This is a genomic window from Bacteroidota bacterium, from assembly GCA_016706865.1.
Taxonomy (GTDB): domain Bacteria; phylum Bacteroidota; class Bacteroidia; order Chitinophagales; family BACL12; genus UBA7236.
In genome coordinates this window covers 214,418-236,971 of record JADJIS010000002.1, presented here as the reverse complement: position 1 = coordinate 236,971, position 22,554 = coordinate 214,418, and the positions used below count along the sequence as shown (strand labels likewise).

The window sequence follows — 22,554 nt, the reverse complement described above, 5'->3', positions numbered from 1 at the left end:
GTGGTTAGATCAGGTATCATAAAATTTATTGGCATTACATGTATTATTTTGGTGTCGATATCTCTGTGTGCAGATCTGCTTTTTACAAAAAGTTACACATCAAAATTTCCTTATAGTACAACAAATAAAATTCAGCGATTATTTAACGAATCCCACAATAATGAAACACCCATTTTTGGCAGCTCCAGAGCAGAAAAAGGATATTTTTGTGATTCCTTAGGTGTGGATTTTTATAATTACGGAATGCCGAATGCAAGTTTTGAGGAAATTGAATTACTGTTAAAACCAGAACTTCAAAAGAATAAATCCACGCCTATTATCATCGATATTCATCACGATTTTTTTAAACATGATATTTATGAAAATATAAATATAGAAACCTATCTTCCCTTCATAAATAAAAATGATACGATAAAAAAATTTTTAGCAGAAAATGATCGCCTAAAAACCTACGAACAAGTTCCGGGGTTACGTTATTTTGGATTTTATTCAGATTATTTAAGACCGGTATTAAGTTCAAAAAATAAAAGTGAGAATACTGCGTATATTAAAGGGGGTGTTTTTGATACCAAGGTTTCTTCTTCAAAAGAACTGCAGAAAAAAATTGCCTTAAGGGAAGCAAAAACCTTACACTTTGAAGTTGATCCCATTAAACAAAACAAATTGCTCCAGTTGATCAATCAGAATCGGGAAAGAACATTTGTTTTTGTGGTTAGTCCTTATCATAAAAGTGCAAAAAAAACTGTCGATAATTTTGAGGAGATGTTGAATTATTTTAATTTACTGGATACGCAATTAGAAAATGTGGTATTCATTTATTTTGATACCGATAATTATACCGACGATCTTTGGAAGGATACCGTTCATCTGAATATTTACGGAGCTCAAAAATTCAGCGGCGAATTGAGGAAGGAACTTATTTTGAGGAGAGTTATTTAAATCCAATGCTTTGTTGTGAGAAAAACACAATTCACCGAACACATAATAATTCGCGCATCTGACGATGTAAGGCCGGTTCGTGGCAACTTTTTTTTACATTATGTGTGTTAAAAAAGGGTTGCCACGAATGCACGAATGAACAGCCTATTATTGATTAGGAGTTTACATGCCGTGGTTGGTGTTTTTCAACAACCATTGGAGGGCGAAGTAAATGCATTAACAGAATTGAAACTTTTAAAAGCGAATCTATATTATCCTTCATCCCTGTGAAGAAACCCAGCGCTTACAATATCCTCTTCCCGCATCACTCTCTTTAACAATTTTCCGGAAGCACTCTTCGGCAACGACTCAACAAAACTGATATTTTGCGGCACTTTAAAATTTGCGAGATTTTTTTTACAATATTCTATAATTAATTCTTCGTGAATATTCTCTCCAGGTTTTAATACAATTCTCGCTTTTACAATTTCCTCCTGCATTTCATCGATTATACCATATACTGCAACTTCTTCTATATATGGCAGCTCCAATATTATATTCTCTACTTCACTTGGATAAACATTCTCTCCTTTTACTATGATCATATCCTTTATTCTATCCACTATAAATAATTGGTCTTGTTCATTTAAGAATCCTACATCACCTGTATAGAACCAACCCTCTTTTAATACGTATTGTGTTGCATCCTCCTTATTAAAATATCCCAACATTACATTGGGACCTTTAATTGCAATTTCTCCGGTATTGTTTATCAATACATTGTTTCTATTTTCATCAACGATCTTTATTTCAACATTCGCAACCGGAACACCAACAGAACCCTGCATATAATTATTTCGAGGAACATATGTTGCAAAAGGTGAAGTTTCTGTTAATCCATATCCCTGAAAAATGGGTCTGCCAAAACGCTGCAGCCAATTTTTTTCTGTTTCCAATGCTAATTTTGATGCAGCCGAAAAGAAATAAACTGTTTTATTAAATAATGCGTCATCAGTTAATTTCTTCAATAATAAATTATACACAAATGGAACAGCAAAAAATAATGTAATATTTTGTTTATATAAGATCTGATATAATTGTTCCAGATTAAATCTTCTGATGATATAAATGGAAGTCCCACTATAGATCATACAATTCAAAATTGCATTTAATCCGAAACAATGAGATAAGGGCAAAAACAAGATCGTGCTGTCATTCACCGTGCTTTGATAACATTGCTGAGCCGCCTTCATATTTGATTCAATATTGCCATGCGACAACAAAATTCCCTTAGGTTCGCCGGTTGTTCCGGAAGTATATAAAATTCCAAAGGGATCATTCAAATTCAGATCGACAATATTAAATGTTGATGGAAGTTGATCGGCGATAGTAAGATTTCCGGAGGAACACAATTCCATTTCATCCAACACTAAAATTTCTTTGTCAAATATTAATTCCTTATTTTGTAATGATCTATGCTGAATAAATAAATGGGGATCGCAATCTTTTAGAATGGCATTTATTTCTCTGGAAGTTAAAGTAACACCAATTGGAACAACAATAGCACCTAATCTGATAACTGCACTGTATAGAATAACAAAATCGACAGAATTATACAATTGAAGAACAATTCTATCGCCCTTTTTGATGTTTTTTTGAAATAAAAAATTTGCTAATCGATTGGTAAGTACTTCAATTTCGGAAAAAGTAAAATCTCTTTCCATGTCATTAATAAACACATTATCAGGGTGCGAAATTGCTTTGTCCCTTAAATAATAACTTACGTTCATAATTATTAAGCCTTATAAATAAATTGCTCAAGGTCCATTAATGTATCAGAACAGGCTTCTTCGAGTAGGCCGGTTTGATTGATATCATTTTCAATTCTTTTCAAATAATTGTCGATAGGATGAGTATTATCATTAAATATAAAGGGCAATTTTCCATTTTCCGGTTTGTCGCATATCTGCATCATTGCTTTATAAACCTTATAAGTCTCCGGCGACAAATGCGCTTTAACATCAAAATCCTTATCCATTTTTCTCACTCTAAGATCTACAGCCTGAACAGCGAAGATCAATGAAACAGAAATATATTTTCTAAAAAGATCAATTGATTTAGCAGTTAGAAGTGCGGAATTAAATCCCTGGCTATTAATATTCTGATTGAATTGTTCGGCATGTGTCGGAAATTTATCGGCAATGCTATTTCCATAAAACAGTAACATAGGCATTATGGAATTTGCAGTTATCTGCAATCCTTTTAGTCCCATATTAATTTGGTTAGTGCTGTTTCCGGTTAAGGATGATGGTAAACCCGAATTAAATTCCGGCATTACCAACATAGCAATTTGCGCATCCAGATGTTTGGAAACCAGACCAATATATTGGCGGGTCTGATCCATTGCAATTGCAATATATTCACCCAAAAAATTTCCCCCATGGATCAACTGATAATTTTCCATGTCTATCAATGGATTATCGGTAACGGAATTTGCTTCTATCTCTATTTGTTTATTTATTGTTTTAATTCCGTCAGCAACCGGACCTAAAAATTGTGGAATACAACGTATTGAATATCTGTCCTGATATAACCTTGATTCCCCGGCAATTAATTCACCATTTTTTCGAACAAGTGATGAACCTTTTAATAAATCTCTAAATATCTTAGCGACAAATAATTGACCATCGTGCGGTTTTTGTTTGTGAATAAAATCATCGAAAGGTTGCACAGATGCAATTAAGGCCTGAAGCATTAATGCATGGGTATGAAACGATAAAACAAAAAGTGTTTTTAATTCTTTTAAATTACATGCAGCAATGGCAGTCAGCATAGCGGTACTGTTTACCAATGCCAACCCTTCTTTCGGTTGTAAGTGTAATCGTTCTAAATTAAATTCATTGCAAATGGCAACACCCGATTTTTCCTCACCTTCATGCATAACCTTAAAACATTCTGCATTTCCTGTTATTGCACCTGCTATATAAGAAAGTGGAACCAGATCTCCACTTGCACCAATGGAACCTAATTCATGTACCCGCGGAACAATATTATTATTTAAGAAAAAAACGTATCGTTCAATAATTTTATAACGAATTCCCGATGTTCCTTTTACTAACGCATTACAAAGAATTACCATTGCAGCGCGCACATATTTATCCTGTAAAAATTCGCCGGCTCCTGTTTTTAAAAAATATAAAAGGTTATCCTGAAGTCTTTGTGTTTCTTCATGACTTAATATATGTGTTGCCATTCCCCCAAATCCGGTATTTACTCCGTAAATTGGTTTTCTTTTGGAAGATGCCTGTTGAATAAAATGATGACTTTTATTTATTCTGTCAATAATATCCTCATTTGTGGATAGCCTTGCGACTCCTTTATTATTGGCAATGAAAACTATTTCATCAACTGATATTTTATTACCATTGATTTCAATGAAGTCGATAGCAGACGACTCCTTTTTCTTTCGGGAAAGCTTTTTCATGTAGAAAAATTTGTGTGTGTGTGCGGTGCAATCTTAGCAATAATTATATTAATAAAAAACAAATTTGTTAAAATTTGCCTCATATTCACTATTTATAGTGAATGAAACGGTTTTATTTAGAATTATTCAAAATTACCTGCTTTCAAATAATAAAGCAATGACCAGAGTTAACATTCGATTAATGGCCTATTCTCACCGCCATACTACCCGGCAAATGTTTGTTTTCCGACATATCCTGTAATGCCACCGGCAAGTGGGAAAAAGAAGAATATCCCGACAACACCGGAGAAACAGATTTATTGATCACCATATTGTTGAACGTTTTACATTCTTCAGGATTCGCATAATGAGATCCCTGTATCCTTTTATTATATAACCAAAGATATCTCAGATCAAAAGAACCTAAATATCCAGAAGTTCCGGCGCAGGTAACCACCATTCCCTCTTTATCGCAAACATAAAGCGAGGTGGGAAAAGTATCTTCTCCGGTATGTTCCAAAACAATATTAGGATACCGGCCTTCTGTCAGTTTGAGAAGGTCCTTTACAAACGCTTTTACCTTTTCCCTCCAAAAATGCTGATTTTCAGGCTTCAGCTCCTCCGATAATAATGGCCCCCAATGCTCATACTCTGACCTTATTAAGGCCAAAGCGCCCATATTTTGACAAAACTGCCGCTTAACCTCCGAATTTACGACCCCAATGGGAATCGCTCTGGCGTTCTTTACTAATTGAATAGCCATAGAACCGAGGCCACCCGAAGCACCCCAGATCAAAACCACATCATCTTTTTTAACGGTATGCGGCGAATAATGATTTAACATTCTATACGCCGTAACACCGCTAACCATATAAACCGCAGCCTCATCCCAGGTTAAATGTTTTGGTTTTGGAAGACATTGAAAATCCTTAACAATACAAAACTGAGCATAAGATCCATAGTTAGTCTCATATCCCCAGGCGCGAAAGGATCGGGAAACTGTTGGATCTCCACCTTTCAGATTATGTTCTTCATTTTTATCATGCCATCCTCCCTGAACAACAATTTCATCTCCAACCTTAACATCCTTTACCTTACTTCCAATTTTATAAATAATACCGGAACAATCTGATCCCAAAATTTGAAAATTATCTGTAGAATCACCACGTTTTTGCATTAGATCTATCATATCTAATGGATAAGCTTTTGCAGCCCACACAGAATTGTAATTTAATCCCGCCGACATCACAGCTATTAATACTTCATCCTCTCTTATTTCCGGAATTTTTATTTCTTCTATTTGAAATGCATTTTTTGGTTCGCCATATCTGTTTTGGCGAAGAACCTGGGCATACATATATTCAGGAATAATTCCTATTGGCGGTAATGTTCCTGGTTCAACAATTCTCATAGAATGGAAAATTAAATAATTATTTCTAATTGATATTATTTAAATAAGATACGCAATTCTTTTCTCAATATTTTTCCTGTAGCATTTCTCGGAAGTTGATCTACAATTTCAAGTCGCGATGGTAATTTATAATCTGCGAGTTTATTTTTTGCCCAAGTTCTCAATTCTGATAATTGCAAATCGCGCTGATCTGACACAACAACAACACAAATATTTTCTCCATGTATTTCATGAGGAACTCCTATCACCGCACATTCCTTTATTTGTGGATGTTGATTTATTATCAATTCAATTTCTGCGGGATAAATATTTATTCCTTTGGAAATTATGAGATCATTTTTTCTGTCAACTAAAAATAAATATCCTTTTTCATCCAGATATCCCATATCTCCGGTGTGTAACCAACCATCCTCCTGAAATATTTTTTCATTTACTCCTGACATGTTCCAATATCCTTGCGCTATCACTTTTCCTTTTAAACAAACTTCTCCAATTTCATTTATTGTATTGGTCTCATTATTTTCGTTTATGATCTTTATTTCAACACCGGCATAAGGTTTTCCGGCGGATCGCAATAATTTTTGTTGTTCTGGATCTTTGTTTAATAGAATTTCTTCATGGTCATCAAAACGCAATGCAGTTGCTATTCCACTTGTTTCTGTTAGTCCATATCCCTGAGTGAAAAAACAATTAAAGGTATTATAACACAATAACAATTGTTCTGCACTAATTGGTGAACCACCGTATTGAATATTTTGTAAAGAGCTAAGATCATATTCTTTTATTTCATCTAAACCACAAATTACTTGCATCATTACAGGAGCGAGAAATGCGTTCGTCACCTTATATTTTTCTATTATCTCACATGTTTCCATCGGATCAAAGTATTGCAACAACACATTGGTGCAACCGGTGTAAATTCCAAAAATAAAATATCCAACTCCAACTATTGCATACCAAGGACCTGCAATCAGATTTACCGATGCAGCACCAAATAAAGGTGTTTCATTTCGCAATGATTGATACATTTCAAAAATATTATCATAACTGATCTTAACTCCCTTTGGTTTTCCTGTTGTGCCGGAAGTATAAATCAATAGCGCGAGATCATTTTCTTTAACTATAGGAGTTAATAATTCCGTATTATATATTTCATTAAAAATAATTTTAGGGAGTGTGTCTATACTTTTGGTTTCTATGTTTATATCTGAAGTTGCATCAGTAATTAATTTATTAAAATTCTCACCGTATAAAAATAATTTACATTCTGCATCTTTTAGAATATAGTTTATATCACCGGACGTAGATCGCCAATTGATGGAAACGGGAACAATTCCGCATATTAAACATCCATTGATAAGATGCACATAATTTTGATTATTAAAATCGAGAAAAGCAATTCTATCACCTTTTTTTATTCCATTTTTTAAAAACCAATTTGCGCATTCAATTGCATAAGTATTTAATTGAGCATATGAAATATGTTCATCCCTATAGATCAAAGCAACTCTTTCGGGATGTGTATCTGCCCTATATTGTAAAATATTTCGGTAATTACTGATCATATTATAAAAAATGCCAGGCTAAATGATTGCCACCGTTAACCGGCAACGTTATTCCTGTAATATATGATGATTCCTCGCTCGCAAGAAATGCAACTGCAGCAGCAACTTCATCGGGAGTTCCTATGCGCTGCAAAACATTTTGATTCGACCGCAGATTAAATTCTTCCGTTGAATAATTTTCAAGAACGGAAGGAGTGGAAATCAAACCGGGTAACACAATATTTGCAGTTATTCCGTGTTTACCTTCCTCGGTTGCAAGCGTTCTCATTAATTGTTCCAATATGGATTTTTGCATGTTATAAATCGCCATACCCGGAACTCCGAAATAATTTGACATGCTTCCAACACCTACCCATCTTCCAAATTTTTGTTCGCGCTGAAATTCAATAACAGGTTTCATGATCACTAACAGGTGATCAATATTTTCTTTGATATTTATATCTACAATGGAGGAGGATAATCCGATCAATTTTTTTCTTTCTGAAGGTGTTCGCAAATTATTTATCACTACATGAGGCATGGCGTTTTTTTGCAAAAATTCCAGCAATCCTTTAGTACCATTTTTTGTGATAAGATCCGCAGAAAAAAATAAATGTTCCTTATTAACAAGACTTGATCTTATTTCCTCTAAATGTTTTTCATTTCGTGAAACAGCAATAATATAATATCCCTTTTTTTCCAGGTGTAAACATATTGCCTTTCCGATTCCGTTTCCGGCTCCTGTTACCAGTGCATATTTGGGGATTTTTGTTTTCATGCGGGCACTTTATAAATTGCGGCACCACCGGTATAACCGGATGCTGCGGTGGTCATTAATACTATTTTTCCGGCAGTTAATTTTCCTGATTCAAAAGCTTGTGTAAAGGTAATTGGCAAAGTTCCAGCAATAGAATTTGCAGCTTTATCAATACTCACTTCCATTTTTGAAAGCGGAATGCCTAATTTTTCGGCAACTCCTTTCATGATCAAATAATTTGCCTGATGGGGAATAAATATATCTGCATCCTCGGGTTTAATTCCATATTTCTTACAAACTTTTTCTGCAATGTCTGCCATGAGTTTAATAGATATTTCCACCATTTTTTTTCCGGATATGGTCATTACCGTTCCATGTAGACCTTTTGTTACAGTTTCAATACTTGCCGGCATAACCGAGCCTCCTGCGGGAACATAAATATTTTTTAAACCCGATCCATCTGCAAATAATTCACTCACCATAAATCCTTCATCATTATTACAGGCACCTAAAATAAATGCACCGCCGCCATCACCAAATATGGGACAAAAAACAGGATCGTCTTTTCGCACAAAACGTGTTTTAATATCTGCACCTATTACACAAACATATTTTGATCCTGTTTGTATTAATCGGATACCGTGATCCAATGCATAAATAAAACTTGCACAACTTTCTGATGTATCACCCACAGGACAATTTGCTCCTAATAAAAATTGCACATTACAAGATGCAGCTGTGTTTGTATAATCAGGTGTGGAAGTTCCCAATAAAATTCTGTCGAGGTCTGTTGCTTTAATTCCTGCCCGATGTAATGCAATTTTCGCAGCCTCAGCAGCAACATCACTTGTGGCGATATTATCCGGAGCAATATGTCGTGTGTGAATTCCAATTTTATTTTGCACCATCTCTGTATTAAATTCAAGCGCATATCTTTCTTTTAATTCAAGATTAGTGACTGGTTTCCCCGGTAAATAAGATCCCACACCTAATATTTTTACTCCAAGTCCTTTCATTTCATGTATTTAAAATTAATCCTCCATAAGATACACCTCCTCCAACAGCCACCAGCATAATGGAAGTATTATTTTTAATTCTGTTATTTTCAAAAGCGTTATCCAATGCAATTAATATTGATGCAGATCCGCAATTTCCATACAATGAAATAAGATCAATCGTCTTTTCACTCGAAATCCCGGAAGCTTCAACAACTAAGTTAATCAATTTTTTATTCACCTGATGCGGAATTAAAAGATCAATATTATTTTCATTCAATCCAGAATTTTGATATAAGATATTCGGTATAACCTGCCACATTTCTTCAATAAAAGCAGAACTTTCTTTTCCCATTTGCATAAAATAAGCATCATTGTCGAGGTCTTCCTGATTAGGTGGAAGTAATCCCGGTGTGCCCATGGTTCCAGAATATTTTCCTTCACTTCCTAAAAAAGCAGTTACTACTCCTTTATTTTCATCTTCGGTTTTTGAAAGTATTACCGCAGCACCTCCATCGCCTACCGCATATAATAAATTGGTATCTGTGCCTGTTACTTTGCTTGGCGTTTCTCCGGAAGCGATCAACACGTTCTTTGTTCCTGAATTAATAAATTGTGCAGCCAGAATTAACGCATATACTGATGAGGCACATCCTGTTTTTATTTCAAAGGAGGGACATTTCAAACCCAATTTTCCCGCAACAAAGGTTCCCATGCTGTTGGTGTATTTTGGTGATGTAACGGTAACCGCAATAAATAATCCGATCTCCCTGGGATCCAAATTGGTTTTTTCTATCGCGCTTTTTGCTGCCGCCTCCATAAGGTCAGCAGAATTTAATTCCTCATGAATTATCGGAGTTCCCGGTGTATGTGTCCAATAACGATTTTTATATCCCAGTTCTGTTTCAATAAAATCAATATTGTAATTTTTCGATTTAAAAACCTCTTCCCAATTATTTCCAAATCGCATCTTATGAATTTCTGAATTACTTACAAATCTACCGGGTGAAGGAAATGCAGAAGCCGTGGAAACTATTTTTATACCCCAAAGATCTTGCATTTTTAATCCCCTTATCTCCATTTCAGATCGTTTTATTTTCAATTAAAGTTAACAAGTCTCCCACTGACTTAATTTCTATCAATTCCGATGTTTCGATGCTTATGCCAAGTAGTTTTTCTATCCTCGCCATTATGATCATATTGTTGATGGAATCCCATTTTTCGAAATCCGTTGCTGAATGATCATCCTTTAATAGCAGTTCCGGCTCTTTAAATACTTTGCTGAAGATAGGGGTAATTGCATTTCGAATGTCGTCGCGGTTCATGGGACAATATTATGTAAATTTTTATATATAAATAATTTTGAAGAGATTTACCACTGTGGTATTCAACACTTTACAATTTTTAATTTTTCTGCCTTTAACGATCCTGCTGTATTATATACTGCCTTTTCGTTTCCGTTGGGTGCTTTTATTAGCGGCAAGTTACTTTTTTTATATGTGTTTCGAGCCGGCTTACGGATTAATTTTACTCAGCTCAACCTTTATTTGTTGGTCCTTAAGTTTTTTGATAAATAAGGAAACGAATAAACAAAAAAGGAAACTGCTTCTGGTAATTGGGATAATTGCAGATGTAGGTATTTTATTTTTCTTTAAATATTTTAATTTTTTTAATGAAACTATTTCTTCTTTATTTACCGGTGAGAATAAAACAGTGTTTAATACGAGTGCCTTGTTATTACCCATAGGAATTTCTTTTTATACCTTTAAATCTCTTAGTTACCTGATAGATGTATATAGAAAAGTAACAAAACCGGAAAATAATTTCGGATATTTTGCTTTGTATGTTTCCTTTTTTCCGCAATTGGTAGCCGGTCCTATTGAGAGAGCGAATGATCTTATACCCCAGCTAAAAAAACCAGCGAAATTAGAGGAAAAGGATATTGAGTACGGATTATTGCGCATCGTTTGGGGATTTTTTAAAAAGGTTGTTGTTGCAGATACTGTTGCACAATTTGTGAATTTTTCCTTCGGAGATATATCCACTGCAAATGGTTCGCAATTATATGTTGCGCTTTTGTTTTTTGCAGTACAACTCTATGCCGATTTCAGTGGATATTGTGATATTGCAATTGGAACAGCCCGTTTATTCGGAATTAAACTCAGTGAGAATTTTAATCGCCCTTACTTATCGAAAAGTATAGCAGAATATTGGAACCGTTGGCATATCACGCTTACATTATGGATCCGCGATTATGTGTTTATGCCTTTAAACAAAGGTGTTACAGCCTATTGGAGAATTTATCTGAATACGATTATTATATTTTTATTGATCGGTATATGGCATGGCGCCAATTTAAATTTTGTAGTGTTTGGTTTGATCAACGGAATAATTGCGGTATTACAGGCAATTTACAAAAGAATTAATTTTTTACCCAAATTTAAATCCTATGCGGGTCAGATTTTTTTAACTGTCTGGACCTTTCACTTACTCTTATTAAGTGGTGTGGTATTTCGTGTAAGAGGTTTTAGTGAAGCCGTTTTATTCTATAAAAAATTATTCACTGAGTTTAATTTCAGTATCAGAAATATATTAAACGGCTTTTCGAGTTATGATTTTATAATTTGTTGTTTTGTAAGTATCTTATTTGTATTTTCCGTATTTATGAGAAGAGATTTTAATTTTAAATACAAATATCTTTTTTTATTTAGTGTAATAACACTCATTGTTCTATTGGGAAGAAATAATGCCGAAACATTTATTTATTTCCAGTTCTGATCTCACAATAAAATTTTCCTTTAAAAGTATGTGTGGTATGTGTAGATGATTTTCTATTCCCGCCTTAAGCTTTATCTTGCTCCGCTTTTACTTGATTGATTATGTCGTTTTTCAGTTTTTCCGTACACTCCTTACGGGAAACTTTAGCCACCAAAAATTCTTTGAAGGTTTTTTCAATATGGTAATGTTCCAGACAACCCTTACATCGCTGTATGTCGGTGATGAACAGGTTGCGTTCCTGCTCGGGTAATTCGCCATCGAGAACGAGAAATACTTTCTCTACAAAATTGCGGCAATCGTGTTTAGGTAGTTGTTGGTCCATAATTATCTGTTTTCTTTATAACCTTCTTTTTGAGCGTATTCGCGTAATTTTTCCTTTAATATATTGCGTGCCCTATGAAGGCGTGATCTTACGGTTCCGATGGGTATGTCAATAATTTTTGCGATCTCCTCGTATGAAAATTCTTCTATGTCGCACAAGAGAATTATCGTTTTAAAATCCACGGGCAACTCATTTAATGCCCTGGTTACCTCATCACCAAGCATGCCTTGAAACAACTCCTGTCTCAGATCCAGGTACTCTACTCTCCCCTCATCTTCCGTATCGTGAAAACTCACGATATCATCAAATTCCACCCTCGCCGGTTGTTTGGTTTTTCTTCGGTATTCGTTTATGAAACCGTTCTTTAATATCTTAAACAACCATGCCTTAGCATTAGTACCCTGCTGATACGACTCTATAAAGCGATAAGCTTTCAAAAAAGTTTCCTGTACGAGATCATTTGCATCATCTTCGTTCAGGGTAAGATGAAATGCAAAGTTGTACAGTGCATCCATATGCGGCAAAAACTCCTTTCTGAAGATTCTGTCTTTTACCTTTTTTACCAGTTTGCCATTTTCCACGGCCATAAAATTAGGGCATTTGGGTCAACTCGGCAAATTGAAGGGACAAAGGACACAGGATTTAGGACACAGGACTTGATGCAGGACATTGGAAAAGGACATAGGACAGCAGGTTTCTTTAGGAATAATTTTTATTTTCAATTGATGGTTTATTGTACCTTGGAAAAATAAAATCCATACAAAATCACTTGTCTTTTTATCAATCGGGACAGTTTTTCTTATGGCAAAATTTTCCGTTTAAATTATTATCTCATCTAAAAATCCCTGTCATTCATCATTTTCTCCTTTATTCTCTTTAACTTTAGCAAGATAAAATAATCTAGCACAATTTGTTTTTGTCACATGAAATTTAAAAGCCAATAGTTAGTGGTTGTTCCTTATGAAATATATAATACTAACAATTACATTAATATTTTCAATTACTTTATTTTCCCAAAAAAATAATTGCATTTCATTAAAAATCGGTGAAGTTGCATATACCGATTGGGTAAACAGATATGGATTGCAACCCTCTATTGCTTATACCTATTCATTTTTAAATCAAATAGAAATTTCTAATGTCGCAAGCTTCTATTACTACGACAAATTATGGAGCGATGATATTCCTATGGTAGGACATGTGGATTACAAAATGATATTTGAGAATAATTTTAGGGTTGGATATCAATTTAATTCAAAGAATAATTTAACCACAAGTGCTGGAACCGGAATTTCACTTCGTTATCGCATTGATGATATTATAGTTGCAAATGACGAATCTGAATTGGTAGGACGTAATTATGGAGGGCTGGAAGTTGGATGTCTTTTTTATTTTGATGTTGAATACTCCTTTTCAGAAAAATACAGTCTAGGATTATTTTCTCAGGTCAATTTGTATGTTCCTACAAAAGATGCAACTTTTGGTGATGTTACCCATAAAAGTCCAAGTGCTCTTAGTTATGGATTATCTATTGGAAGACATTTTTGAAACTTTAAATTTGCCGGAATAATTGACACCTGACAAAGGACACAGGACTTGACATAGGAATACAAACGATGGGATTTGGTAAAATTTTTATTTATAGAAAGTGAGGCTCTCGCTCCCAGCGAGGGTCTCACTAATGTACCTTCCCAAAAAATTTCGCCAGAAATTTAAACTCCATAAAAAGGTATCATGAATCAGGAATCAAGTATCAGGAAAACAAACTGTAGAACCTAATAAAATTTCGAAGAAATTTAAACTCCTTTCTCCTCTCTCCTTTCTCCTCTCCTCATTATTCATGGTTTTTTCCTATTTTTGAATCCTAAACCAAACAAAACCACTATTATAGACCCTACGTTTACGAACCAACACTAAACATGCGAGCTATTCTCAGGGTTTTTCCCAATAAGTTTTTTGCCGAATTGGCAATTTTAGGGTTAATTGTAGGTCTTGTAACATCAAAAGTTGTTTTGAGCGTTGCAACCATTATGATCCTGTGCAATGCACTTATTAATATAAGGGCAGGAGAAAATCTTAAAGCATGGGTCAACGATTCCACCAATAGAATTTTTATTTTGTTATTTCTGGTATATTTGTTTTCAGGATTTTATTCTGAGGATACCGGATATTGGGTGGATAGATGCAGGATGAAATTACCTTTTCTTGCATTACCACTCGGATTTACTGCTGTAAAAAAATTGACCACTAAAGAATTTCATAAATGGCTGGCGATTTTCTTTTATACTATATTGGGTGCATCCATAATTGTATTTATTAATTATCTCGCACATTACGATACGCTTAATCAACAATTATCGCAAGGCCAACCTATTCCTGCACCACTGCGCGACCATATTCGTTTTAGTTTGGAAATGGCTTTCGCAATTATTGCGGGAGGATATTTATTGTTGCATAAATTTCAGTTCTATGCAAAAAAGGAAAAATATATACTTTGGACAGGGTTAATCTTTTTAATTATTTTCATACACATATTTGCTGTGCGAAGTGGAATTGTTACACTTTACATTGCCTTATTGGTAATTATTTTCCAATGGCTTATTTCCAAAAAAGAATATTTAAAAGGAGCGATTGCAATTGCACTTTTAGTGGGATTTGCATTTGCCTCTATTAATTATATTCCTTCACTTAAAAGCAGAGTTGGATATTTTAAATACGAACTCGACCTGATCAAAAAAGGAGAGTTACATCCTGAACACAGCGACGCACAGAGAATTTTAAGTATCATTTATGGAACCCAGATCGCAGAAAAAAATCCGGTGTTAGGCGTTGGCGCCGGTGACATAAAAAATGAAATGGACGGTCTCTACAAACAACATGCAGGCAGCGAATTTGTGAAATCGAAACTCCCGCATAACCAGTTCGTTTATTTTATGGCTGCAACTGGAATTATTGGATTAATTGTTTTTTTATTGTCGATATTTTATCCCTGGCTGAGCAAAAAACGATATAAGAATCAATTGTTCACGGTATTCTTTGTGATCATGTTATTTTCCTTTCTAGCGGAACATACCTTGGAAATTCAGCTAGGAACTGCGTTTTATCTTTTATTTTTACTTTTGATAAAGAAATACATCGACGATAATCCCGAAACAATATCCGCAACAAACAATAATGTTTAAAATAACAGCAATAATACCCTGCAAAAATGAAGCGCATAATATAGAAGCGGTATTGCAGTCTGTTGCATGGTGTGATGAAATTCTTGTTGTTGATTCATTCAGTACCGACAATACTGTTGAACTCGCAAAAAAATATACTGACCGTGTAATTCAAAGTGAATATATTAATTCCGCAAGTCAGAAAAATCGTGCTATACCCCAAGCAACACATGAATGGATCTTATTGGTGGATGCTGATGAACGTGTTACACCTGAATTAAAAACTGAAATACAAAAAATACTTTCTTCTGAAACAATTCCCTACGATGCATTTTGGATATACCGAAGAAATTATTTTATGGGCAAAGAAATTAAATACAGCGGATGGCAAAGAGATAAAGTTGTTCGTTTATTTAAAAGAGATACTTGCAGTTATGAAGAAAAACACGTTCATGCAGAAATAATTACTTCCGGAAAAATTGGCAAATTAAAAAATAAATTACAACACTACACCTTTAAAGACATTTTTCACTACCTCGAAAAATGGGATCGTTATTCCACCTGGAGTGCAAACGATGCCGCCAAAAAAGTAAAAAATCCAAACTTCTATCATTTTATCATCAAACCTGCATTCCGTTTTTGGAAACACTATATAATTGATCTCGGAATTTTAGATGGTTATGTTGGTTTTATTGTTTGCTCACTTGCTGCAAAGGGAGTTTTTATGCGGTACGTCAAACTTTATGGAATGCGGGAGGCAGGAAATAAGAAATAGGAAGTAGGAAATAGGAAAACAAAGGGGAACGCGGATGACGCGGATTTGGCGGATTTAAAAGGGATAAAATATTTGAATTTTCTGCCACACTACGGTGGGGCCTTTGGAAATTTCGAAAGAAATTAAACTCCTTTCACCTTTTTTGACCAAAGAAACAAACGGTGGAATTTTCAAAATTCGGAGACAGTGAGGCTCTCGCTCAAAGCGAGGGTCTCACTAACGCACCTACACCAAAATTTCGCAAGAAAATTAAATTCCCTGAAAGTATTGAAGAAGTTAAAATCATAAAAAACAATTTTCTACAGAGCTATATTTATCAATGCTTCAAACTACCCACTGCCACTGCCCACTGTTTACTCCTCCCTACTCCTCTCTCCTACAACCGTGGATCCACGTCCTCGCTTTCAAGCGCTAAAACAGCAAAAACACTTTCGTGAATTCTTCGCAGTGGTTCTTTTCTTACAAATCTTTCAAGTGCTTCTACCCCAAGAGCAAATTCCCTGATGGCCAGTGATTGTTTTCTGTTTATATTTCTGTTCTTTAATCTTTTTAAATTTATTGCAGTATCGTATTCGGGACCATAAATAATTCTGAGATATTCACTTCCTCTACATTTTACAGCAGGTTGTATCAATCCGTCGTTTCCAATGGAGATATAATTTAATGGTTTAACAACCATTCCTTCACCGCCCTTTTTTGTTAATTCCATCCACCAATTTATCGCCTCATCAAAGCTTGAATTATTATTTAAATCAACAATTTTAAAAGGGGTTTGTAAAAATAATTTTTTATCCCCCTCACATATTTCAGCAATATTTTCCATATGCCATAAATGTGTTTTATCAGTATGTACTTGTCCCTCTGTTGCTAAAATATGAAAAGGAGCAAGTTTATAATCATCCATGGAATTTACAGGCCAACAATAATTCTGATATGCTGTTACATATTTTTTAATGCTCGAAGATTTTATTTGAGTATTATTTAAAAAAGGTTCCGCATCTGAAATTCCTCTATTAAAAGCCAATTGCAAAACCCTTTCCACTTCCGGAAGTGCAGCGCTGGCAGCTGCTCCAACGGATGCATATTGATCTTTTATGAGAGATTGCGCTTTAGCCGACCAGGGCATTAATTCCGCATCCAAACAAACCCAATCCGTATTAAATTTTTCCCAAAAACCGGTATTGGTCAAACATAAACTTACTCTTTCAATAAATTGTTTTTCAAGTTCTGAGTCGTTGAAAAAATTTCTTCCTGTTCTTGTATAACATATTCCTATACCTTCATTTTGAATGCCAAAACGATTAATTACAGTTTCTTCATTTTTACAAATTACTAAAACTGCTCTTGAACCCATATGTTTTTCTTCACATATTACTGTTGCTGTTCCTGCCCTTTTATAATATAAAAGAGCTTGTTCGGGATGTTCCAAATATTCAGGAATTTCACTTGTGGCGCAGGGCGACATAGTTGGCGGAAGATATATTAACCACTTAGGATTAACCGCAAACCGACTCATTACTTCTAATGCAGCAATTGAATTTTCTTCACGTATTGTAATGTTATTTTTTAATCGTGTTTGTATAATTCTTTTTCCAATTACATCCTCAATATTCAAAAGATCATCTGCCTCTTGTTGTGAACTGAGTATATTTTTAAGTTTGTCAAAATTAATTGGTCTTGAAGGTTCACAATAAACTTTCAGAGCGTCTATAGAAACCAATTCTTCTTCGGGATATCGCAAGGCAGTTAATTTACCTCCAAACACGCAACCGGTATCAATATCAATAGTTCTATTAAGCCATTCCGCTTCCGGTACAGGGGTATGACCAAAAACAACTTTTGCTTTTCCTCTGTATTCTTTTGCCCAATTATACCGAACCGGTAATCCAAATTCATCTATTTCCCCTGTGGTTTCACCATACATACAAAAGGAACGCACTGCACCGGAGGCTCTGCCATGCATTTCTTCGATTAATCCGGCATGAGAAACAACTAAATTGCCATTATCGAAAACATAATGACTTATCAATCCATAAATAAATTTTTCGACTATATTTTTAAATCGGATTGATTCAGATTCAAGTTGTTTTACACTTTCTTCCAAACCATGTTTTAATTGAACCTGTTTGCCATTCAAATATTTTTGCAATTTCAGATCGTGATTTCCGGGAACACAATATGCAATTCCGGAATTTACCATACTCATAACCACCCGCAAAACCCGTGGAGTATCGGGACCGCGATCAACAAGGTCGCCCACAAAAACAACCTTTCTATTTTCAGGAGCAATTATAGTATACCCAAAATTGTTATCTCTTTCTTCTGTTTCGTTTATATTATATCCCAGTTTTATTAATAATAATTTAAGTTCTTCAAAACATCCATGAACATCCCCAATAATATCAAATGGTCCTTTTTCCTCTTTTTTATCATTATATAGTTTTTGTCTTTCTATTAATTTAACATCGTTCACCTCTTCTTCGGTTTTAAAAGTATAGATCTGACGAAATCCCTCCTCTTTTAATCCCTTTAAATTTCTTTTTAATTGTAAGCTTTGTTGGCGGATAACATAATTTCCAAAGTTGCGGTCAGATCTATTTTTATTTCTTTCCTCACAAACCTTTTCCGGAAGTGCAAACACAATTGCTACCGGCAAACAATGATATTCTCTTGCTAAGGCCACGAGTCCGTTTCGGGATTCCACCTGAATATTTGTTGCATCAATAACTGTTAATAACCCATTCTTTAACCTTTTACCAGCTATATAATATAACAATTCGAATGCATCGTTAGTGGCATATTGGTTATTTTCATCATCAGATACCATTGCCCTGCAGAAATCTGAAGAGAGTATTTCAGTGCTTTTAAAGTGTTTAGCGGCGAAACTGGACTTGCCAGAACCTGAAACGCCAATTAAAACAACCAATGATAATTCAGGTATCTTAATTTCCATATTTTTCTTTATAAAATTGTGTTCTGATATGTAACAATAAATTATTTATTTTATTTTCATCGGGAGAATCCGGCAAATCTGATTCTTTAAAAAGTTTTGCCAGTGCTTCTTTCTTAACTTCTGCTTTTGCAAGAAGATCATCATATTCGAATTTTCCTGATTTTATATCCAATAAAAATTCTCTGTCTTTTCGCTCAACATTAATTTCACCCTGTATAGCAATTTCTTCTGCCATGATCAATAAACGAAAAGTATGCATGATATTTTTTGCATCATAATTCTTATTATGACTTATAGTGGATAGATATCTGTTTTCATTTCGTTTTTCTTCCCATTCGAGATACTCTTTAAATGACTTGCAATAGGATGAATAGGCAGATCTGTTAAAGTATAATAAACCGCACGCAACCTCTCCTTTTGGAATTGAGCTCAATGAAACATCATTCGAATTTTCCTTATTGTAAACCCCCTTATACATACCATTCTCGTCATAAAACAAATTAAAACAATCCTGCATGTGAGTCACTGCTGATAATCCACAAAATTGCTGCGACCAACCTTTTTTTTGTAGAAAACCTGCAAGCGGAGTTGCAATATTATCTACATATAAATAACAAAAATCAATCAACGACTTTCTTACCTTCTCCATTGGATTAAGAATCTTTTTATTCAGTCCTCTGGCCTTTTTAATTTGGGTGTAGGCATAATTTACAAAAGATTGCTCACAAAGTTTCGATAGAAACATTTCCGGTTTTATTAAATCGAAAAGAGGATGTTTATATATAATATACTTTGCAGGCATATTGACCAACTCTAAAATATTTGGGTTATTGCGTTTTAGTAATTCTATAAATTTTTTGAGTTCATAATAAACAATATCATTTGTGTCGTTATTAATTTGGTCTACCTGTTCCAATCCATAAAATTGATCTTTCGGTAATATAAAAACACCCCTAATATCAGTATCAGAATGTTGTGTATCAAGGTTGTATGCCCTGCTACCACTTATACATTCAAATATAATTGTACCTGATTTTTTAAGTTGTTCAATATTCATTTAAAGCCTATGTATTTCTTCTATAAAAAATTCGTTCAATTCCTTTTTTATATTTTTTCCCGGGCTTAATGTTTTAGCATACATTTCATTAAAATTTATAGTTTCCAATATAAATGTATTTATCATTTCGTCCTTTGGATAAAAATAACTTTCATCTTTTGTTTTTTTGTATTGTATTAATTCATTTATTCTGGTTTCCATTGCCTTATCCGTTAATATTAACATTTCAGTTAACAACACGGGAGGCATGGTTTGAAATTCTATTATCCATTTGCCCGCGAGGGCAGTTCTGAGTGCATAAAACAGACTTTTAAGTTTTACTTCTTCCTTATCTGTTGTCTCAATAAAATTTTTTGTTGTGCCTATATAATGATGTATTGCACTTATAGGTGAGAAACAAACTTCCGCAAAACTTTTCATTTTTTTTATGAAGGATTCATTGTATATATATTGAATTGGCGAGTTTATCCATTCCAGAAGTGGAATATTTGATTTCGCTAAAAGTTTTATTGCTTTAGCTAGATCCCATCCCGAACCATCAAGATCATCCTTGGTCATAAATTGAATAAAATCACATTGCTCCCAAAGATTCAAATACCATTCGGGTTTGTTTTTATAAATAAATCTAACATCAAAATCACTATCGGGAGATGCAAATCCCCATGCACGACTACCTGATTCACATGCCTGTAAGATTTTTACATTATAATTCGAGCTCACTAAACCGAGTTGTTTTATTATTTCATTCTCCATATTTAAATATTGCCATTTGTGAGGGAGCTCCAATGTTTTCTTCTTCTTCTCCAACAGGTATTATTTCTACTGCGTAATTATATGTAGCTGAAATTTTATCTGCCCAATCTTTAAATTCTTGTCGTGTCCATTCAAAACGATGATCGTCGTGCCGCATTGCCTCTTGATCCATGCTCGCCCACATGATATTATATTCTTTGTTGGGAGTTGTTAAAAATATTATTTCCGGTTTTGCAAATTCAAATAATACTCTTTCAAATGCATTCAGCCGATTTGGCTCAAGATGTTCTATCACTTCCACAATTGCAGCAGCTTCAAAACCTTCCAACCTTGGATCCTGATATGTTAAAGAGCCCTGAAATAAATCTATTTTTTCTTTTAAGTTTGGCGACATCTCCTCAAAATGCAACCTTTCTTTTGCTTTTAAAAGCTCCTGATAAGAAACATCCATTCCACTGATTTTATTAAATTGTTTTTGTTTTATTAATTTTCTAATCAATTTACCTTCGCCACATCCGAGATCAAGAATTGTTTTTGCACCAGATTCAATGATCTTTTGTGCAACAAGATTAATCCGTTTATCGTGAAGCGTTTCTCTTCTTTTTTGAATTTCAGTATTTTCAGAACTATCATCACCTAAGTTTTCCTTCACCTCGCCTTCACTTATTCGTTCTATCGCTCTTCTGGATAATGATGAAATATTTATTAAATACCTTCTTATGATCAATTCCCTTTCAGGATGTTCCTTTAACCAGCCTTCACCCTTTTCGAGTAATTTTTCAATTTCATTTTCACTCACAAAATAGTGTTTATCGTTATCCAATGCAGGAATTAACACATATAAATGAGAAAGCAATTCTTTAGTGGTTAAATTATTTTTTAATGTTAATGTAAAATATTTGCTGTTTCCCCATTCCGGAAATTTTGAGTCGAGTAATTGCGGTGATAATCCTACAGTATATCCAAGTGGTTCAAATAATTTTCTGATCAATATCTCACCACCTTTTGGTGCGGCAACAACAGCAATTGTAACCTCAAAAGGGAGTTTTACATCCACTAATTCAGGTTTGTCTTTGCAGCGGCCGTTCATTGCAGATGAAAATGCCTTGGAGAGTGCAACACTCATAAATGATGATGCAACATAAGGTCTATCATTAACATAATTTCCCAATGAAAAATCGGAACCTCCGATATTTTTAGATCCCCTCACCATTTCAATAGGATCAATATCCAGTAAAATACTGATCGTTGTTTTTTCATCACTCTTTTCAGGATAAAATACATGAACCTTCCCTACCGATAAATCAAAGGTTTGAAATTTATCGGGATGTTTATGTAATAAATATCCCAGGTCTGTCGCCGGATAATGTGTAGTCGAAATTGTTAGGACCATGATTTAGTAAAAAATATTTAATTCTTTAATTGGATGTTCATCAAAGCAAAAAGAATAAACAGCATCCTTTTCACAACAAAACATAAATGTAGGTAAATTAATTTAAGTGATTTAAATAATTGGGACATAGGTCAAAAGACATAAGACATAGGACACAAGACATAGGACTTGATATAGGACAATGGAAAACGACACAGGAAAACAAATGATGGGATTTACATTAAACTCGGAGAAAGTGAAGCTCTCGCTCTTAGCGAGGGTTTCACTAACGCAA

The 22,554-nt window shown here is 34.3% G+C and carries 19 protein-coding genes; 5 read left to right on the top strand and 14 right to left on the bottom strand.

What is annotated here, in order from left to right; genetic code table 11:
- Window positions 1–939, top strand: a complete 939-nt coding sequence (locus tag IPI31_04185; protein MBK7567003.1) for a hypothetical protein — start codon at window positions 1–3, stop codon at window positions 937–939.
- 251 nt (window positions 940–1,190) lie between these two features.
- On the opposite strand, the gene IPI31_04180 is transcribed toward IPI31_04185, so the two are convergent.
- The 8 genes from IPI31_04180 to IPI31_04145 all read right to left on the bottom strand — a co-directional run bounded on the left by IPI31_04180 (window position 1,191) and on the right by IPI31_04145 (window position 10,413).
- Window positions 1,191–2,708, bottom strand: coding sequence for an AMP-binding protein (locus IPI31_04180; GenBank protein MBK7567002.1), 1,518 nt, complete (start codon window positions 2,706–2,708; stop codon window positions 1,191–1,193).
- A 5-nt stretch (window positions 2,709–2,713) separates the two neighbouring features.
- Window positions 2,714–4,402 carry an aromatic amino acid lyase gene (locus IPI31_04175; GenBank protein MBK7567001.1) on the bottom strand — a complete coding sequence of 563 codons (1,689 nt, stop codon included), beginning with the start codon at window positions 4,400–4,402 and terminating at the stop codon, window positions 2,714–2,716.
- A 178-nt stretch (window positions 4,403–4,580) separates the two neighbouring features.
- On the bottom strand, window positions 4,581–5,792 hold the full coding sequence (gene ccrA, locus IPI31_04170; protein ID MBK7567000.1) for a crotonyl-CoA carboxylase/reductase: 1,212 nt from the start codon (window positions 5,790–5,792) through the stop codon (window positions 4,581–4,583).
- 35 nt (window positions 5,793–5,827) lie between these two features.
- The gene (locus IPI31_04165) at window positions 5,828–7,357 is read right to left on the bottom strand and encodes an AMP-binding protein (protein MBK7566999.1); all 1,530 of its coding nucleotides are present in this window, start codon (window positions 7,355–7,357) and stop codon (window positions 5,828–5,830) included.
- A 1-nt stretch (window position 7,358) separates the two neighbouring features.
- A complete protein-coding gene (locus IPI31_04160) occupies window positions 7,359–8,114 on the bottom strand; it encodes an SDR family oxidoreductase (protein ID MBK7566998.1) in 756 nt (251 codons plus the stop codon).
- On the bottom strand, window positions 8,111–9,109 hold the full coding sequence (locus IPI31_04155) for a ketoacyl-ACP synthase III (protein ID MBK7566997.1): 999 nt from the start codon (window positions 9,107–9,109) through the stop codon (window positions 8,111–8,113). The genes IPI31_04160 and IPI31_04155 overlap by 4 nt, the downstream gene beginning before the upstream one ends.
- Before the next feature lies 1 nt (window position 9,110).
- Window positions 9,111–10,190 carry a ketoacyl-ACP synthase III gene (locus IPI31_04150; protein ID MBK7566996.1) on the bottom strand — a complete coding sequence of 360 codons (1,080 nt, stop codon included), beginning with the start codon at window positions 10,188–10,190 and terminating at the stop codon, window positions 9,111–9,113.
- Window positions 10,171–10,413 (bottom strand): acyl carrier protein, encoded by a 243-nt coding sequence (locus tag IPI31_04145; protein ID MBK7566995.1) that lies wholly within the window; start codon window positions 10,411–10,413, stop codon window positions 10,171–10,173. Before IPI31_04145 ends, IPI31_04150 begins: the two co-directional genes overlap by 20 nt.
- Before the next feature lie 172 nt (window positions 10,414–10,585).
- Between IPI31_04145 and IPI31_04140 the strand changes: the two genes are divergently transcribed.
- Window positions 10,586–11,866, top strand: coding sequence for an MBOAT family protein (locus IPI31_04140; protein MBK7566994.1), 1,281 nt, complete (start codon window positions 10,586–10,588; stop codon window positions 11,864–11,866).
- Between the two features lie 64 nt (window positions 11,867–11,930).
- Here the strand turns inward: IPI31_04140 and IPI31_04135 are convergent, their stop codons facing one another.
- Window positions 11,931–12,188, bottom strand: a complete 258-nt coding sequence (locus tag IPI31_04135) for a hypothetical protein (protein MBK7566993.1) — start codon at window positions 12,186–12,188, stop codon at window positions 11,931–11,933.
- Between the two features lie 2 nt (window positions 12,189–12,190).
- On the bottom strand, window positions 12,191–12,775 hold the full coding sequence (locus tag IPI31_04130) for a sigma-70 family RNA polymerase sigma factor (GenBank protein ID MBK7566992.1): 585 nt from the start codon (window positions 12,773–12,775) through the stop codon (window positions 12,191–12,193).
- Window positions 12,776–13,148: 373 nt separating this feature from the next.
- Between IPI31_04130 and IPI31_04125 the strand changes: the two genes are divergently transcribed.
- From IPI31_04125 to IPI31_04115, 3 genes are all read left to right on the top strand, one after another.
- Window positions 13,149–13,736 carry a hypothetical protein gene (locus IPI31_04125; GenBank protein MBK7566991.1) on the top strand — a complete coding sequence of 196 codons (588 nt, stop codon included), beginning with the start codon at window positions 13,149–13,151 and terminating at the stop codon, window positions 13,734–13,736.
- A 371-nt stretch (window positions 13,737–14,107) separates the two neighbouring features.
- Window positions 14,108–15,370 carry an O-antigen ligase family protein gene (locus IPI31_04120; GenBank protein MBK7566990.1) on the top strand — a complete coding sequence of 421 codons (1,263 nt, stop codon included), beginning with the start codon at window positions 14,108–14,110 and terminating at the stop codon, window positions 15,368–15,370.
- Window positions 15,363–16,124 (top strand): glycosyltransferase family 2 protein, encoded by a 762-nt coding sequence (locus tag IPI31_04115; protein MBK7566989.1) that lies wholly within the window; start codon window positions 15,363–15,365, stop codon window positions 16,122–16,124. Before IPI31_04120 ends, IPI31_04115 begins: the two co-directional genes overlap by 8 nt.
- A 376-nt stretch (window positions 16,125–16,500) precedes the next feature.
- On the opposite strand, the gene IPI31_04110 is transcribed toward IPI31_04115, so the two are convergent.
- From IPI31_04110 to IPI31_04095, 4 genes are read right to left on the bottom strand one after another with little or no spacing between them, the layout of a single operon-like run.
- Window positions 16,501–19,077: a polynucleotide kinase-phosphatase gene (locus IPI31_04110; protein MBK7566988.1), complete on the bottom strand. Its 2,577-nt coding sequence runs from the start codon at window positions 19,075–19,077 to the stop codon at window positions 16,501–16,503.
- Window positions 19,067–20,134, bottom strand: a complete 1,068-nt coding sequence (locus IPI31_04105) for a nucleotidyltransferase domain-containing protein (protein MBK7566987.1) — start codon at window positions 20,132–20,134, stop codon at window positions 19,067–19,069. The genes IPI31_04110 and IPI31_04105 overlap by 11 nt, the downstream gene beginning before the upstream one ends.
- Window positions 20,135–20,887 carry a nucleotidyltransferase domain-containing protein gene (locus IPI31_04100; GenBank protein ID MBK7566986.1) on the bottom strand — a complete coding sequence of 251 codons (753 nt, stop codon included), beginning with the start codon at window positions 20,885–20,887 and terminating at the stop codon, window positions 20,135–20,137. It lies immediately after the preceding gene.
- Window positions 20,877–22,280, bottom strand: coding sequence for a 3' terminal RNA ribose 2'-O-methyltransferase Hen1 (locus IPI31_04095; protein ID MBK7566985.1), 1,404 nt, complete (start codon window positions 22,278–22,280; stop codon window positions 20,877–20,879). Before IPI31_04095 ends, IPI31_04100 begins: the two co-directional genes overlap by 11 nt.
- Between the last annotated feature and the right edge of the window lie 274 nt (window positions 22,281–22,554).